This window comes from Actinoplanes sp. NBC_00393, from assembly GCF_036053395.1.
Taxonomy (GTDB): domain Bacteria; phylum Actinomycetota; class Actinomycetes; order Mycobacteriales; family Micromonosporaceae; genus Actinoplanes.
On sequence record NZ_CP107942.1, the window covers coordinates 2,476,077 to 2,490,895 of the forward strand.

18 protein-coding genes are annotated in these 14,819 nt (G+C 72.6%); 10 read left to right on the top strand and 8 right to left on the bottom strand.

Going from position 1 to position 14,819, the window contains the following annotated elements:
• Positions 1–398 precede the first annotated feature (398 nt).
• Positions 399–1,265, bottom strand: coding sequence for a class I SAM-dependent methyltransferase (locus OHA21_RS11400; RefSeq protein WP_328473019.1), 867 nt, complete (start codon positions 1,263–1,265; stop codon positions 399–401).
• Positions 1,262–2,002: an LLM class flavin-dependent oxidoreductase gene (locus OHA21_RS11405; protein WP_328473021.1), complete on the bottom strand. Its 741-nt coding sequence runs from the start codon at positions 2,000–2,002 to the stop codon at positions 1,262–1,264. The genes OHA21_RS11400 and OHA21_RS11405 overlap by 4 nt, the downstream gene beginning before the upstream one ends.
• A 75-nt stretch (positions 2,003–2,077) precedes the next feature.
• On the opposite strand from OHA21_RS11405, the gene OHA21_RS11410 reads away from it, so the two are divergent.
• Positions 2,078–2,743: an alpha/beta fold hydrolase gene (locus tag OHA21_RS11410; RefSeq protein WP_328473023.1), complete on the top strand. Its 666-nt coding sequence runs from the start codon at positions 2,078–2,080 to the stop codon at positions 2,741–2,743.
• Here OHA21_RS11410 and sigJ read toward each other — a convergent pair.
• Positions 2,716–3,579: an RNA polymerase sigma factor SigJ gene (gene sigJ, locus OHA21_RS11415; protein WP_328473025.1), complete on the bottom strand. Its 864-nt coding sequence runs from the start codon at positions 3,577–3,579 to the stop codon at positions 2,716–2,718. The genes OHA21_RS11410 and sigJ overlap by 28 nt on opposite strands.
• 34 nt (positions 3,580–3,613) lie before the next feature.
• Here sigJ and OHA21_RS11420 point away from each other — a divergent pair, with 34 nt between their 5' ends.
• The 9 genes from OHA21_RS11420 to OHA21_RS11460 all read left to right on the top strand — a co-directional run bounded on the left by OHA21_RS11420 (position 3,614) and on the right by OHA21_RS11460 (position 9,789).
• Positions 3,614–4,768, top strand: a complete 1,155-nt coding sequence (locus OHA21_RS11420) for an FAD-dependent oxidoreductase (protein ID WP_328473027.1) — start codon at positions 3,614–3,616, stop codon at positions 4,766–4,768.
• Entirely contained in the window at positions 4,765–5,085 is a 321-nt protein-coding gene (locus OHA21_RS11425) for a hypothetical protein (RefSeq protein WP_328473028.1), read from the top strand. Before OHA21_RS11420 ends, OHA21_RS11425 begins: the two co-directional genes overlap by 4 nt.
• 11 nt (positions 5,086–5,096) lie before the next feature.
• On the top strand, positions 5,097–5,564 hold the full coding sequence (locus OHA21_RS11430; RefSeq protein WP_328473030.1) for a hypothetical protein: 468 nt from the start codon (positions 5,097–5,099) through the stop codon (positions 5,562–5,564).
• A 51-nt stretch (positions 5,565–5,615) separates the two neighbouring features.
• Positions 5,616–6,293, top strand: a complete 678-nt coding sequence (locus OHA21_RS11435) for a response regulator transcription factor (RefSeq protein ID WP_328473032.1) — start codon at positions 5,616–5,618, stop codon at positions 6,291–6,293.
• Positions 6,286–7,551 (top strand): sensor histidine kinase, encoded by a 1,266-nt coding sequence (locus tag OHA21_RS11440; RefSeq protein WP_328473034.1) that lies wholly within the window; start codon positions 6,286–6,288, stop codon positions 7,549–7,551. The genes OHA21_RS11435 and OHA21_RS11440 overlap by 8 nt, the downstream gene beginning before the upstream one ends.
• Positions 7,552–7,573: 22 nt before the next feature.
• Positions 7,574–8,188: a hypothetical protein gene (locus OHA21_RS11445; protein ID WP_328473036.1), complete on the top strand. Its 615-nt coding sequence runs from the start codon at positions 7,574–7,576 to the stop codon at positions 8,186–8,188.
• 90 nt (positions 8,189–8,278) lie between these two features.
• Positions 8,279–8,800 (top strand): PepSY domain-containing protein, encoded by a 522-nt coding sequence (locus OHA21_RS11450; RefSeq protein WP_328473038.1) that lies wholly within the window; start codon positions 8,279–8,281, stop codon positions 8,798–8,800.
• A 208-nt stretch (positions 8,801–9,008) separates the two neighbouring features.
• Positions 9,009–9,557, top strand: a complete 549-nt coding sequence (locus tag OHA21_RS11455; protein WP_328473040.1) for a YciI family protein — start codon at positions 9,009–9,011, stop codon at positions 9,555–9,557.
• Positions 9,558–9,588: 31 nt separating this feature from the next.
• Positions 9,589–9,789: a hypothetical protein gene (locus OHA21_RS11460; RefSeq protein ID WP_328473042.1), complete on the top strand. Its 201-nt coding sequence runs from the start codon at positions 9,589–9,591 to the stop codon at positions 9,787–9,789.
• A gap of 3 nt (positions 9,790–9,792) precedes the next feature.
• Here the strand turns inward: OHA21_RS11460 and OHA21_RS11465 are convergent, their stop codons facing one another.
• From OHA21_RS11465 to OHA21_RS11485, 5 genes are all read right to left on the bottom strand, one after another.
• On the bottom strand, positions 9,793–12,531 hold the full coding sequence (locus OHA21_RS11465) for an ATP-binding protein (RefSeq protein ID WP_328473045.1): 2,739 nt from the start codon (positions 12,529–12,531) through the stop codon (positions 9,793–9,795).
• A complete protein-coding gene (locus OHA21_RS11470; protein ID WP_328473047.1) occupies positions 12,498–12,692 on the bottom strand; it encodes a hypothetical protein in 195 nt (64 codons plus the stop codon). Before OHA21_RS11470 ends, OHA21_RS11465 begins: the two co-directional genes overlap by 34 nt.
• A 340-nt stretch (positions 12,693–13,032) precedes the next feature.
• Positions 13,033–13,752, bottom strand: a complete 720-nt coding sequence (locus tag OHA21_RS11475) for a sulfotransferase family protein (protein WP_328473049.1) — start codon at positions 13,750–13,752, stop codon at positions 13,033–13,035.
• Between the two features lie 50 nt (positions 13,753–13,802).
• Positions 13,803–14,300 (bottom strand): SgcJ/EcaC family oxidoreductase, encoded by a 498-nt coding sequence (locus OHA21_RS11480; RefSeq protein WP_328473051.1) that lies wholly within the window; start codon positions 14,298–14,300, stop codon positions 13,803–13,805.
• Between the two features lie 77 nt (positions 14,301–14,377).
• On the bottom strand, positions 14,378–14,785 hold the full coding sequence (locus OHA21_RS11485) for a hypothetical protein (RefSeq protein ID WP_328473053.1): 408 nt from the start codon (positions 14,783–14,785) through the stop codon (positions 14,378–14,380).
• Between the last annotated feature and the right edge of the window lie 34 nt (positions 14,786–14,819).

Consider the following 14,819-nt stretch of genomic DNA (forward strand, 5'->3'; position numbering starts at 1 on the left):
CCGGCCCGGGAACCCGCCTTGCTGGCGGCTCGTGCGGCCGGGCCGCCGCTCAGGCATGCTTCCCGGCCCGGGTAACCCGCCCTTGTCGGCGGCTCGTGCGGCCGGGCCGCCGCTCAGGCGTGTATGGAGGGCGGTGAGGCGTGTCTGGGTGGCGGCTCGTGTGGACCGGCCGTCGCTCGGGCATGCTTCGCGGACGCTGGGGCCTGTCTGGACGGCGGCTCGTGCGGACCGGCCGCCGCTCGGGCATGCTTCCGGGCCCGGAAACCCGTCTCGCTGGCGGCTCGCGTGGACCGGCCGCCGCTTGCGCACGGAACGGCGGTGTTTGAAGCGTGTGTGGGTGGCGGCTCGTGTGGGCCGGGTGAGGTCGGCCGGCGCGTGCCTCAGACACTACGAGAGGATCAGCGGCGGCGCGCGGTGACGAGCCAGGCGCGGGCGTCGAACCAGACGCCGGCGTCGGTTGCGCGGGCGGAGAGTGCGCCTTGTAGCCGGGCGAGGCCGGCAGCCGCGGTGGCAGGCGCGGCCGCCTTCAGGAAACCTCTGGTGTACGCGAACCCGCGCACCCAGTCGAGCGCGGCATCGGCATCCGGGCCGTAGTAGACCGGCTCCCGCACCTCTGCGAAGTCGATGTCGGCGAAACCAGCCCGGTCGAGGATCGGCGTCACGGTCGCCGGGTCGGCGAAGGAGAACGGGTCCGGGCCGGCAACCTCCGGGCCGGCAACCTCCGGGGCGGCGATCAGAGGGCCGGCGATCACCGGGCCGGTGACCTGCGGGGTGGCGGCCTGTGGGGCGGCGGCCTGTGGGGCGGCGGCCTGCGGGCTGGTGATCGTCGGGTCGGTCAGTGACGAGCGGATGGTTGCGTGCCAATCGTTGCGGGAGCCGGCCTGCCAGACCAGCATCGCCAGGCGGCCGCCCGGCCGCAGGGCGGCCGCGATGTTGCTGAACGCCGCTACCGGATCGGCGAAGAACATGGTTCCGAAGCGGCTGACGGTCAGGTCGAAGGAGCCGGGCTCGAACCGGTGCGTCTGCACGTCGGCACGTTCGAAAGCGACGTTGCGCAGGCCGTCGGCGAGCGTGCGGGCCCGTTCGATCGCCGGCGCTGACACGTCCACGCCGAGGGCGCTGCCGGACACCGCGGCGCGGGCCGCGTCCCGGGTGGTCTGACCGGCGCCGCAGCCTACGTCGAGGACCCGGTCGTGCGGCTCGACGAACCGGTGCAGCACCGGGCGGTACCGGATCAGCTCGGCGTCGTAGTCCACCGCATTCACGGACCCGCCTCGATGACCTTGCGGACCACCTCGGCCGGCGGCTGCGGGTCGAAACTCGTCAGCACCCAGGTTGCCCCGGCGGCCCGCCACGGCTCGACATCCGCGCCCGGCGGCACCTCCACCACCAGGTCGAAGCCCTCGCTGCTGCCGCGTTCGCGGCGGACCTCGTCGGCGAGTTCGGCCAGCTCCGCCGGGCCGGGCAGCTCGATCGGGAACAGCCCGTCCCAGCGCAGCGCCCGCCGCACCGGGCGGCGATGCGGCCAGTTCGCCGCCACCCACACCGGAATCCGCGGCTGCTGCACCGGCACCGGCTGGAAGCCGCCGCGCCACAACCCGTCCAGCTGCTCGAGGCTCTCGTCCAGCAGGCGGGCCCGTTCCCGCGCCTCGACGACCTCGCCGAACGCTTCGAAGTCGGCTGGGTTGCCCAGCCCGACACCCATGGTCAGCCGCCCGATGCTGAGCAGATCGAGGGTGACCGTCTCCCGCGCGACCTTGTGTACCCGCCGCCGTGACAGCGGGGTGACCATCGGCCCGAGCCGCAGCGTCTCGGTGGCCAGGGCGACGGCGCTCAGCGCCACCCACGGGTCCGCCACCGGGCGTCCCTCCGGCGGATACGCGATGCGGTCCCACAGGAACAGGCCGTCCCAGCCGTGCGCCTCAGCACGGGCGGCGAGGTCGGCCAGCAGCCTCGGATCGGCCAGTTGGTCGAACGGCGCCAGGTACAGTCCGCGTCTCATCGCTGCCACACCCCCACGAATACACCGTCCAACGACACAATAGACACCGATGATCCGGGCAGCGAAGGAGTCACGGTGGCTACGTTTGCATTGATTCACGGCGCCGGCGACGTCGGCTGGTACTGGCATCTGGTCCAGGCCGAGCTGGGGAGACACGGCCATGACACGGTCGCGCCGGATCTGCCGTGCGACGACGACGCGGCGGGGCTCGCCGAGTACGCCGACACGGTCGTCGCAGCCGTCGGCGACCGGCGGGACGTGGTCGTCGTCGGCCAGTCCCTCGGCGCTTTCACCGCTCCACTGGTCTGCGACCGCCTGCCGGTACGGCTGATCGTGCTGGTCGCGCCCATGATCCCGGCGCCCGGTGAGCCGCCCGCCGAGTACTGGACCAACACCCGCTACGGCGACGAGGACCGCGAGCAGTTCGACGACCCGATCGCCCTGTTCTACCAGGACGTGCCACCCGACCTGGCCGCTGAAGCGCTGCGGCGCGCACCCGACCAGTCCAGCGTCCGGCTCAGCGAGCCGTCACCGCTGAAGGCCTGGCCGGACGTGCCGACCCGGGTGCTGATCGGCCGCGACGACCGGCTGATCCCGGTGCCGTACCTGCGGCGCGTCGCCCAGCAGCGGCTCGGCGTCACCCCCGACGTGATCGACGGCGGCCACACGCCGGCACTGAGCCGTCCCGCCGAACTGGCCGCCCGCCTGCACGCCTACGCCGCGGAACTCGGCATCGCCTGAAACTTCGCCGGGTTGACCACCAGGTTCAGCTCGGTGATCCGGCCGCCGCCGGTCTCCACGCCGACGACGCCGAGAACCGCGCCGGCCTGCTCCAGCACGAACCCGCCACCACCGGCGAGCGTCACCGGTGTCAGGCGTACCCCGGTGTAGCGGCGGGCCAGGCCGGTCAGCAGGGTGAGCACGCGCTGCGGCCCGTACACCGGCTTGCGTGCGGCCGGCACCGCGCCGCCACCGTCGGAGCGCAGCACCACCTGCGGATCCAGCAGCGGCACCAGCCGGGTCAGGTCGCCGTCGGCGCTGGCCGCGAGGAACGCGGCCAGCACCCGCCGATGCTCGTCGGCGGAGACCGGTTGACGCGCCGGCGCCTGCGAACGCACCCGGCGGCGGGCCCGCGACGCCAGCTGCCGGCAGGCCGCCGGGCTGCGCTCCAGCACCGCGGCGAGGCGATCGAAATCCATTCCGAACGCGTCGTGCAGCACGAACGCCACCCGCTCGGCAGGGGGCAGGGTTTCCAGCACCAGAAGCACGGCGGTACGCAGTGACTCGCGCATCCCGACGGTGTCATCCAGATCGGTGTCGTCGTAGCCGACCAGCGGATCCGGGAGCCAGGTGCCGACGTACGCCTCCCGGCGGGCCCGCGCGGAACCGAGCATGTCCAGGCAGATCCGGGAGACGACGGTCGTCAGCCAGGCGCGCGGATTGGCCAGGCCGGCGGGTTCGGCGCGGTGCCACCGCAGGTACGTCTCCTGGACGGCGTCCTCGGCGTCGGCGGCACTGCCGAGCAGCCGGTAGGCGACGGCGAACAGATAGCGGCGGTGCCCCTCCCAGCCGTCCATGTCACAGGATTGTGCCGTACGTCGTCACCCGGTCATGGAGAACATCACCGTCGTCGGCGGCGGCCTCGCCGGACTGGTCGCCGCGATCACCTGCGCCGAGGCCGGCGCTCCGGTCCACCTGCACGAAGCACACCACAGTCTCGGCGGGCGAGCGCGCAGCAGCGCATCCCCGTACATCACCAATGAAGGTCCCCACGTGCTCTACAGCGACGGGCCGTGGTGGCGCTGGCTCGCCGAACATGGCCTGCTCGGCGCCTGCGCCGCGGTGCCGCTGGGCGGGCTGGCCGGCTTCCGGTTCCGGCAGCACGGCCGGCTGCGCCGCACGCCGCCCGCGGCCCTGCTGCCGGTGCTGCGGCGGCGACGGCGGCAGGCGCCGGTCGACGTCGACTTCCACACCTGGATCCGCGACCAGCACGGTCCGGCCGCGGCCACCGCCGCGTCGAACCTGGTGGGCGTGGCCACTTTCGACGCCGACCCCGGCCGGTTGTCCGCGGCGTTCGTCTGGCCGCGGCTGCTGCGGGTGACCGCGATCCCGCCGGCCGCCCGGTACGCCATCGGCGGGTGGTCCGGGCTCGTCGACCGGCTGGCGACGAGGGCGAGCAGTTTGGGCGTACGGATAAGCACCGATGCCCGCGTGACCAGCCTGCCCACGTCTCCGGTCATCGTCGCGACCTCGTTGGAAGCGGCCGGCCGGCTGCTCGGCGGCGAGCTGCCGCCGGTGGCGAGCGGGCGTGCCGTGCTGCTCGATCTGGCCGTGCGGACCGTGCCCGGCGACGCCTTCGTCGTCTCCGACCTTGACGAGGCTGGTTGGCTGGAGCGGTACACGCTGCCCGACCCGGGCCTGGCACCGCAGGGGGAATCGTTGATCCAGGCGCAGATGCCGCTGCGGCCCGGCGAGTCGAAGGCCGACGGGCTGGCCCGGCTGGAAACCCTGGCCGACCTGGCGCTGCCGGGCTGGCGCGACCGGCTCACCTGGCGGCGCGACGCCGTCGCCCACAACCGCACGGGTGCCCTGGACCTGCCCGGGCAGACCTGGCGGGACCGGCCCGCCATCGACCGCGGCGACGACGTCTACCTGGCCGGCGATCAGGTCGCCGCGCCGGGCCTGCTCAGCGAGGTCTCGTTCCACAGCGCGGTCACCGCGGCCCGGCTCGCAACCGGCCTGCCCGCCACCGAGGCCGCCCGGTGACCAGCCGCCGGTGGCTCGTCGCGGCGTTGGTGCTCACCGCCGTGACCAGTCTGGTTCTGCTGCTGGCGCTGCGGGCCGGCGAGGGTCCGGAGGTCGCCCTGGTGCTGGCCGTGCCGGTGCTGGTGTGCGCTGTGCCGGTGCTGACGCCGTCCCGGCTCCGGCGGTTCGCGGCGTGGGGGAGCGTGGTGGTCCTGGCCGCCGGCGTGCTGATCAGCCTGGCGTCGATCGGCATGTTCTACGTGGCGAGCGTGATCCTGCTCGCGGTCGGCGCCCATCGCAGCCGGTCTGCCAGCGATCTACCAGGCGGCGTCGGCTAGCGTGCGTCTCCGTGACGCGTTTCCGGATCCTTCCCGCCGCGCTGGCCGGCGCCTGCCTGCTGAGTCTCGCTGCCTGCGACAGCGCGGACCCCGCTGAGAAGGCGGCCCCGCCCGCCGCGGCCGCCTCGTCGGCGCCGGCTGTCGCGTCCGGTGCCCGTGACCAGGCGCTGTGCAAGACCATGAGCAGCGCGGGTTCGGACATGAAGGGCGGCATCTCGCAGGCCCAGCAGGCCGACGGCAGCGTCAAGCCGGCCGACGCGAAGAAGAGTTTCTCCGCGTTCCACGCCACCGTGACCGAGGCGCTCGCCGGCACCGGGGAGAGCGATGTGGTGACCGCGGCGCGCGCCCTGGCCGAGGAGATCGCGGCGGCGGCCAGGACCGACGACCCGATCGCGACGGCGGCCGACTCGGACTTCGAGAAGCTCAGCGGGGATCTCACCACGGCCTGCGAGGCGGCCGGGGTCACCGTCAACTTCTGAGCGCGGAGCGTCTTCAGCGGGCCTTCAGGTGCGATGGGCCAGGATGATCCCATGCGTGTACTCGTCGTCGAGGACGAGAAACGGCTCGCGTGGTCGTTGCGGGCGGGCCTCGAAGCAGAAGGATTCGCCGTCGACGTCGCCGGTGACGGCACCGACGGGCTGTGGCTGGCCAGGGAGAACGAGTACGACGCCATCGTGCTCGACCTGATGCTGCCCGGCATCAACGGCTACCAGGTGTGCGCGACCCTGCGTGCCGAGAGCAACTGGACGCCGATCGTCATGCTCACCGCCAAGGACGGCGAGTGGGACCAGGTGGAAGGCCTCGACACCGGCGCCGACGACTACCTGACCAAGCCGTTCTCGTTCCCGGTGCTGGTGGCCCGGCTGCGGGCGGTGGCCCGGCGCGGCGCCCGGGAGCGGCCCACCCAGCTGTCCGCGGGCGACCTGCGCCTGGATCCGGCGGCCCGGCGGGTGTGGCGCGGTGACACCGAGATCGAACTGACCGCCCGCGAGTTCTCGCTGCTCGCGTTCCTGGCGCGCAACGCCGGCGACGTGGTGTCGAAGCGGCAGATCCTGGAGGCGGTGTGGGACGTCGACTTCGACGGCGACCCGAACATCGTCGAGGTCTACATCCGGCACCTGCGCAACAAGATCGACCGCCCGTTCGGCCGGGAGGCGATCCAGACCCTGCGCGGCGCCGGCTACCGGCTGGGCAGTGACGGTGGGTGAGCGCGCGTCGGTGCGGCTGCGGACCACCGGCTTCGCCGTGCTGGTCATGGCGGTCGCTCTGATCATCGGATCGTTCGCGCTGCTGTTCCTGATGCGATCGTCGCTGCGCGCCGGCATCGAGACCACGGCCGAGCAGCGCGCCTCCGCGCTTGCCACTCAAATCGAGACGTACGGCCTACCGGCGCCTTCTGAGGCGGACGAGGACGAACTCGCGTGGCAGATCCTGGACGCCGCCGGCACGGTGGTCCGGTCGTCGGAGCCGCTCACGGACTCGCACATCACGGTCACCGAGGACGCCGGGCCGTACACCGTCGTGGTCTTCGCCTCCTTGGACGAGGTCGACGACTCGACCGAAGCGCTGGTCACGCCGCTGCTGCTCGGCGTACCGGTGATGCTGCTCCTGGTCGGCGGCGTCACCTGGCTGGTGGTGACCCGCGCGCTCGCCCCGGTCGAACGCATCCGCCGTGAGGTCGAGTCGATCACCGGCGAGCGGCTGGACCGGCGGGTGCCCGAACCGCCGTCGCGCGATGAGATCCACCGGCTGGCGCAGACCATGAACCGGATGCTCGCCCGTCTGGAGGACTCGCGGGAACGCCAGCAGCAGTTCGTCGCCGACGCCTCGCACGAGCTGCGCTCGCCGCTGTCGAGCATCCGGCAGGCGGCCGAGGTGGCGCAGTCGCATCCCGGCGCGCTGCCGGAGGGGGAGCTGGCCGAGGCGGTGCTGGAGGAGTCCGGGCGGATGCAGCGGCTGGTCGAACAGATGCTGCTGCTCACGCGTACCGGCACGGCGGCACGCCGGCGCCAGGACGTCGACCTCGACGACCTGGCGCTGGCCGAGGCCCGGCGCATGCGCCGGGCCGGGCTCACGGTGGACACCTCCGGGGTCGGAGCGGGCCGGGTACGCGGTGACCGCGCAGCGATGGCGCAGGTGGTCCGCAACCTGGCCGACAACGCCGCCCGGCACGCCGCCGGCGCGGTGGCGATCACGGTCCGGTCGACTGACGAGTTCGCGGAGCTGGTGGTCGAGGACGACGGCGGTGGCATCCCGGCCGAGCAGCGGGAGCGGGTGTTCGAACGGTTCGTGCGGCTCGACGAGGCCCGGGCCCGCGACGACGGCGGCAGCGGCCTGGGCCTGGCCATCGTGAAGGAGATCGTCAGCGCCCACGCCGGCACGGTGACGGTCACCGGCTCCCCGCTGGGCGGCGCCTGCCTGCGCGTGCGATTTCCGCTGATGGGCACCGGGGCGGACATGTCATAGGCCCGGCGACCCGCACTCGCTGTTGCTGACCGTCGGCCACCAGCTCGCCGCGCGGCGACCACACCTGTTCGACGCCGACCGGATCTGGGAGTCGGTCCCGGCCGGGGACGCGTGGACCGAGGCCGCGCTGGCGCTGGCCGCCCAGGCCGCCGAGCGTGGCGACCCGGACCAGGCCGGCCGGCTGCTCGCCGACCTGGACCTCACCGACGGCCCGGCGTTCCCTCTGTCGGAGGCAGTGCGGCCGTGGCGACGGCTCGGCGACGAGCAGGGCGACGACGTCCTTTTGCTGCTTGATGAATCCGTCTCCTCGGCGGTGCCCACCGTGTTGAGCAGGCTGGCCGACGGCGACCCGCACCCGGAACGTCTGGTGCAGGCCGCCGGCATCGAATCGCTCGAACGGAAGCCGTACCCGCCCGACGTGCGCGTGGAGATCCTTGCCGCCGTCGCGGCGCGCTCCGGTGACCCCGCCGGCTGGCGTTCGGCGCTGCGCACCGACCCCGGGCTCGACCTGGACGTGCTGACACGGCGCCTGGTGCACGGCGCTGACCTGCTGGCCGGTCTCGACGAGGGTCAGACGCTGGCATGGATCGCGGCGGCCCTGTCCGGTCTGGAGGACTGGTGGTGGCCGGCTCCCTGAAACGCTGTTCAGCGGCGTTCAGGCTGGCTTCAGGGTGGTGGGCGCAAGCTGTCGCCGTACCTGACATCACCGCGAGGAAGGCACCAGCTGATGAACACCGCCAAGCTGCGCAGCAAGCGCGTCATCGTCGCCACCGTGGCCGTCGCGGCCGCCCTCGGCGCCGGTGGCGCCGTGTGGGCGACCGCGGCCAACGCCGACGTGCCCGACAGCGACCGCGAGCGGATCGGCGCGGCCGCCACCCAGGCCGTGCCGGGCACGGTCGTCGAGGTCGAGGAGAGCGACGACCAGGGCGAGGCGTACGAGGTGGAGGTCCGCAAGGCCGACGGCAGCGAGGTGTCGGTCGCCCTCGACAAGGACCTCAAGGTCGTCTCGCAGGAGGCCGACGACGACGCCAACGAGGCGCCCGAGCCGGCTCTCCCCGCCGACCAGCGCACGAAGGCCGAGACCGCGGCCCGCGACGCCGTCGGCGGCGGCACCGTCCTGGACGTCGAGGCCGCTGACGGCGGCAACGGCGGCTACGAGGCCGAGGTCCGCGACAGCGCGGGCAAGGAGTGGGACGTCGACCTGGACGCCAACTTCAAGGTCCTCACCAAGACCGCCGACGAGGACTGAGCACCGCCGCCGGCTCGCCCGGGCTGTTTGCCGGGCGAGCCGGCGGCACCGTTACCGCCCATGGGAAGTCAGTCCAAACGCGCCAACCTGTACTTCGCCGCTGAGCTGTAGCGCCGCGCCGACACTGCGGGCCTGCCGCTGCGCAGCATGGCCGTCGCGCCCGGGCGTCACGTACCGTTTCGACGGTTGCTGAGGGCAGACTGCGGGCATGGAGTTTCTCTGCTATCACCGGGATCGGGCCGGCTCCCTGGCGTTGCGGCTCGAGCTCGGCGAACGCCATTGGGCGTACATGGATCGGTTCGAGGCGGAGCTGATCGCCCGCGGTCCGACGCTCGCCGCGGACGGTGACACTCCTACCGGCAGTCTGCACATCGTTGACCTGGCCGATCCGGCCGCCGCGCGGGCGTTCGCGTTTGACGAGCCCAACTATCAGGCCGGCGTGTACCGGGACGTGCTGCTGCGCCGGTGGCGCAATCTGCTGGGGCGCACCATGTGGGACTTCCCGGGCGGCCGCACCGGTGGCAACCGGTACCTGGTGCTCGGCTTCGGCGGCGGGCGGCCTGCCGACCTGGCGGTGCCGCCCGGCCGCGATGAGCTGATCGCCTACGGGCCGCTGCTGTCCGACGACGGCGCGGCCTGGCTGGGCACGGCGATGCTCGTTCGGTCGCCGGACCCGGACAAGGCCCGCGCTGTGCTGACGCAGGAGCGCTACGCCGAGATCGAGGTGCACAGCTGGACGTTCGGCGGCCGCAGGTAGGAAAGCGGGCCGGCGGGGTAAGGGCCACGGCATGAACGACAAGCCGCGCCGGCAGCAGCCCCGCGCGGGGCTGTGGGCGATGGCCGTCAGCGCGGCCTTCGCATGCCTGTCCCGGCTGCTCGACGATCCGAACGACAACTTCGGTGGGCCCGGCCTGCACTACACCGTTCTGTTCGGATCCGCCGCCGTCGGCATCGCCGCGCTGGTCATGCTGGTGGTGCAGCGGCGGTGACGGTCAGCAGCGGCCGACCAGGTCACCGACCTCGGTACGCGACGACACGCCCAGCTTGCGCAGGATGTTCGAGACGTGGACGGCGGCGGTCTTCGGGGAGATGTAGAGCCGCCGGGCCAGCTCGGTGTTGGTCAGCCCGTCGCTGATCAGCACCGCCACCTCCCGTTCGCGGGGGGTCAGCGCGGCCGGGCCGGTGACCGCGGGCGGCGCGTCGACCGGGGCCAGGCCCAGCTGGGCGCGGATCTGGGCGAGCTGGGCGACCCGCCAGCCCCGCCACTGCGCCAGCAGCGGCGCGGCGGCCTTGACCTGCGCGGCGGCGGCCGCCCGCTGATCACCGGCGAGAAGGCATCGGGCTGCGCTCACGCGTACGGTGCCTCGAATTGCCGGTCCTAGATTGTCGGTGTCGGCGATCGACAGATAGCCGGCCAGCGCGTCCGCGTGCCGGCCGCGGGCCTCCGCGAGCTGAGCGTCCACCAGCGTCCGATAGCCGTCCCAGACCTCGGCGTCGAGCAGAGCGGTTGCCATCTGCTCCAGCCGGTGCGCCGGCAGGCCGATCTCCAGAGCGGCCGAGACCAGGTCGTGGGCCTGTTCACCGCTGCGCCACATCTGCCCGGCCAGCGCGTCGAGCAGATCGTCCAGGGTGGTCTCCGCGCGCGGCAGGTCACCGCGGCGGCAGGCCAGGTGGAACGCCAGCCCGGGAATCGTGGTCGGCGGATTGTTCGGCAGCGCGGCCAGGTCGGCGATCAGCTGCTCGACCCGCTCCAGTTCGCCGGCCTCCAGGTACAGCCCGGCCAGGAACACACCGTGGTAGTCGGCCCACCGGCCCCGCCGCCGGTAGCTGCGGTCCTGCTCGCGACCCTCCTCCAGCAGCGCGATCGCGGCGCCCAGATCGCCGGCGCGCAACACCAGCCGGGCCCGGCCCTGGAAGTAGGTGGCCACCGCCAGCGACTCGAAACCGGCCCGTTCCGCGTCGACGCGCATCCGTTCCAGGATCTCGGCGTGCTCGGTCGGCGACGTGGGCGTGTCCCCGCTGACCAGGACGTGCAGGGCGCGGGCCGCCAGCACCCACTCGCCCGCCTGCTCCGCCTCGTCGACCAGCGCGGACAGCATCTTGCGGCCGTCGGCGGCCGACTGCGGGCGCTCGCTGAGTGTCGAACCCTTCTCCAGCAGCGCGGCCAGCCGTACGTCCGGCAGATCGAACTCGTCGGCCAGGGTCAGCGCCCGGTCGCACCACAGCAGCGCGGCGTCGAGCTCGTCCCGAAGGTACGCCGACTGGGCGATCGCGGTCATCGCCCGGGCCTGCCCGGCGCCGGGCGGGAGCTGCGCGATCAGCGTCTCGATGTCGTGGGTCAGGGCGCGCATCTCGTCGGTCTCGCGTGACTCCCAGGCGATGCGGACCAGCAGGTACAGCGATTCGGCCCGGTCGGTCGCGGCCTGAGCGAGGTCGCGCCAGCTGCGGCCGTAGCGCAGAGCGTCGTCGAGCAGGCCGGCCAGCCAGGCGGACCGGGCGGCGCTGGCCAGCAGCTCGGTGTCGTCGGGCACCTCGTCCAGGCCCATCTCGGCCAGCTGCAGCGCCTGGTAGGCCGAGCCGATCGACAGGTACATCGCGGTGCCGCTGCGCGCCGCGTCGACCATGTCGTCGTACCGACCGGCGCCGCGCGCGTGATGCGCGACCATCGCCGGATCGGAGGCGCCGCTGCTGAGCAGCACGTCCAGCGCGGCCTCGTGCAGCCGGCGCCGCTGCCGGCCCAGCATCTGATCGGCGATCGCCTCGCGCACCAGGGCGTGCCGGAACGCGAACTCGTCCTCACCGGACTCGACCAGCACACCCCGGGTGACCAGGTCACGCAGCACGGCGATGAGCTCGTCCTCGCCGGCGCCGGCCACCTCGGCGAGCAGATCGAACGGGATCCGGTGGCCGAGCACGGTGGCCGCCTCGACGATCCGGTGACTGACCGGATCGAGGTCGTCGACCTGGCGGCGCAGCACGTCGGCGAGACTCCACGGCAGCGGTTGCTCGACGAGCGCTTCCAAGTCGTACCCCGGCAGTGCTTTGAGAAGCTCTTCCAGGAAGAACGGATTGCCGCCGGTGCGGTGATGCAGCGCGGCCGCGGCCCGCAGCGGCGCCGGCGCGCCCGTCGCTGCGGCCAGCAGGGCCGCGGTCTGGGCGGGGGAGAGGCGATCCAAGCGGACGTACGTCACCGCGTGCCGCCGCTCCAACTGGGCCAGCAGACCGGCCACCGGTTGCCGCCGGGTCACCTCGTCCGGCCGGTAGGTCCCGATCAGCAGCCGTGGCCCGCGCTGGTCGGCGATCCGCTCGAACAGCGCCGCGCTCTCCGAGTCGGCCCAGTGCAGATCCTCGAAGACGATCACCGCGGGGGAGTCGCCGATCAGATCGGACAGGATCGCCAGCCCGGTGTGCAGCCGCTCCACGGGGCTGCGCCCGGCGTCCGCCAGCGCCGCCAGGTCCTGCTCGTCGACGCCCGGGTGCCCGTCGATGGCGTCCAGCAGCACCTCGTAGGGCCGCGACAACGAGCCCGGCTCCGCCTGACCGACCAGCACCACCGTCCCCGCCGGCACGGTCGCCAGCAGCTCCCGCACCAGGCGGGTCTTCCCGATGCCCGGCTCGCCCGCGATGATCGCCACGGCCGGCTCACGCGCCGAAGCGAGCTGCGCCAACCGGCGCAGCTCGCTCTCCCGCCCGATCATCACCGGGCTGGCACCACCGCGGATGGTTCGCACGAGCTCAGGGTACCGGCGGGCCGGCCCCGGGCCGTACGGGCTTTCCGCGCTCGCCGGGCCAGCCGCGCCATGGAGAGCAGGCGCTCCCGGTCGGACTCGGCGATCAGCTCACGGTGGCGGTCGTTGACCAGATCCAGCATCAGGTCCGGGTGCATCAACATGGTGTTCCTCCTCGTCAACCGCTGATAGGTAAATCCTCGGCCGTCGAGGCAGCTGCCACATCGGAAGCGCCTACCTATCTTGGCTGGTCAGCGGTGCTTAGCCGGGCACGCGGAGGCCGCCTAGGTATACCTAGATCAACACCCTGATGCGTACGTCCGATGCGGCTCAACAGTCCGTTGGAGGCCGCCGGCATGGATCCCACGTGGATCCTCGAAACTCCACGCAGCCTCCTTCGAGGCGGACCGGTTCTACGGGTCGGACCTCGACGTTTCCCTGGTGCGGCTCGACGCGTGGCCAGGGAAAACGCAGAATCAGCGCTGGAGCGGGGTGACGTCGTCGCTAGCGGTGGCGGCCGGGTTGGATGTGGGCCCGCCGCAGGAGTGGGCCGTAGACCAGCCGGGCGAAATACGGCGCCGTGGTTCTGCGGAACTCTGGGGAGCTGTTGTCGTGCGGAAAGGGTCGGTCCGGGACCGGCCTGTCGAGGAAGGCGCACAACGGCGCCCACCCGTCCGCCACCTCGTAGGTCAGCAGCCGGTCGGCCGGCACGGTGGCCTGCACCTGCTCGATGTGCCGGTTGAACACCGACGTCATGTGTGCGCGGTCGCCGAGCCGGTCCTCGAACAGCGGCTGCTCGACGGTCTCCTGTGTCATGGCCAGGAACGCGCGCAGGTCCGGGCTCAGCGCCTCGGCCACCCGGGCACCCGCCCGGGCGAGTCCGCGGGGAGGCGAGATGCGCGGTTTGAAGATGGTCTGGCGGACGCTGTCGTACCAGGCGTCCGGGTCTCGCACGGTGAGCAGCACCTTCGCTTCGGGGTAGGTGTCGGCGAGTTCCCGCCAGTACGCCGCCACCGGCCAGTCGACCGCGCTGCGGTAGCCGTCGAAGATGCCGGCCCAGTCCGGCGCGCCGCCGCGGGCGATGGCCAGCCACTGTTGCACCCGCCGCGGGTCGCTCATCACGTCCAGCATGTGATAGCACGGTCCCAGCCCGAGGATGCCGAGTGCCGAACTGAGTGAGGTGGTGCCGGTGCGCGCGAAGCCGGCGCCGATCACCTGCAGCATCCGCACCCTCCATCCGCCGGGGTCAATTAATCGATAGATATCAGTATCAACTATGCGGGGCGCAGCGGCCTGATCCGGGTGTTCTGGAACGAGGTGTACAGCCAGCGGCCCTGGCGTTTCACTGCGACGTTCGTGTTGACGGACAGGGCCTCGTCGGTGCAGGCCGTCTCACCTGGCCAGAGGACGCAACCGGTCCGGACGATGATCGCCAGGTCGAGCTCGGGGAAGCGAATCCGTTCGTCGCGCTGCAGGAGGCGGGTCCCCTGCAGGTACGTCGCGAAGTAATAGCCCATGCCCTCCTCGATGCCGGCCCGCGTACTCATATGGTCGCCGTTGAACGTGACCAGATCGGCGTCGGAGGTGTAGACCGCGGCATACGCCCGGGCGTCGCCACGCTCCCAGGCCTGGTCCTGGCGCTCGCGCAGCTCCCGCAGCGCGGCAAGGTCTTTGTCGCGCCCGGATGACGACGGCGGGCCGGCCGACGCGGGACCGATGACGGCGAGAGGCGCGACGACGGTGGCCACCAAGGCGATGAAGTATCGACTCATGTCAGAACCGTAGGAAGCGGCACCGCTCAGCCGAAACCTCCCGCAGGGGTAACCCGATGTCCTCCCGAAGGGGTACGTCAGGGGGCGGTGCGCTCGCCGGCAAGGGCGGCGAAGAGGGCCAGCAGCACCCCGGTGAGCGCGTTCACCGTGATCACGAAGCCGCGCTCCCACCCGGCCGGCGCGAGCGCGACACCCACGGCCACCGCCACCACCGCGGCCACCACCATGCCGATCCGGGCTGCCCGCTGCGTCCTCGCGGTCCCGCGGCTGCGCCGCAGCACCGACACCATGATGATCAGCGCACCCATCGAGCCTGCCGCACCCACGATCAGCACCGGTACGCCCAGCGCCCGCGCCCCCGAGCCGAGTGTGCCGACGCCGGTGAACGCCAGCAGTCCGAAGACCACGACGGCCAGGCCGTGCAGGGCGGCGCTGCGGTGCAGCCGGCGCGACTCGGCGGCCGGGGTCTGCTGCGGGACGGCCATGGCGGTTCCCTCCGTGACGGGTTGCGCACATCGT

Excerpts from the sequence above, each read along its gene's own strand:
- OHA21_RS11405 (WP_328473021.1), bottom strand. The coding sequence starts at position 2,002 with ATGAGACGCGGACTGTACCTGGCGCCGTTCGACCAACTGGCCGATCCG.
- sigJ (WP_328473025.1), bottom strand. The coding sequence starts at position 3,579 with ATGGACGGCTGGGAGGGGCACCGCCGCTATCTGTTCGCCGTCGCCTAC.
- OHA21_RS11420 (WP_328473027.1), top strand. The coding sequence starts at position 3,614 with ATGGAGAACATCACCGTCGTCGGCGGCGGCCTCGCCGGACTGGTCGCC.
- OHA21_RS11435 (WP_328473032.1), top strand. The coding sequence starts at position 5,616 with ATGCGTGTACTCGTCGTCGAGGACGAGAAACGGCTCGCGTGGTCGTTG.
- OHA21_RS11450 (WP_328473038.1), top strand. The coding sequence starts at position 8,279 with ATGAACACCGCCAAGCTGCGCAGCAAGCGCGTCATCGTCGCCACCGTG.
- OHA21_RS11455 (WP_328473040.1), top strand. The coding sequence starts at position 9,009 with ATGGAGTTTCTCTGCTATCACCGGGATCGGGCCGGCTCCCTGGCGTTG.
- OHA21_RS11460 (WP_328473042.1), top strand. The coding sequence starts at position 9,589 with ATGAACGACAAGCCGCGCCGGCAGCAGCCCCGCGCGGGGCTGTGGGCG.
- OHA21_RS11470 (WP_328473047.1), bottom strand. The coding sequence starts at position 12,692 with ATGTTGATGCACCCGGACCTGATGCTGGATCTGGTCAACGACCGCCAC.
- OHA21_RS11475 (WP_328473049.1), bottom strand. The coding sequence starts at position 13,752 with ATGCTGCAGGTGATCGGCGCCGGCTTCGCGCGCACCGGCACCACCTCA.
- OHA21_RS11480 (WP_328473051.1), bottom strand. The coding sequence starts at position 14,300 with ATGAGTCGATACTTCATCGCCTTGGTGGCCACCGTCGTCGCGCCTCTC.
- OHA21_RS11485 (WP_328473053.1), bottom strand. The coding sequence starts at position 14,785 with ATGGCCGTCCCGCAGCAGACCCCGGCCGCCGAGTCGCGCCGGCTGCAC.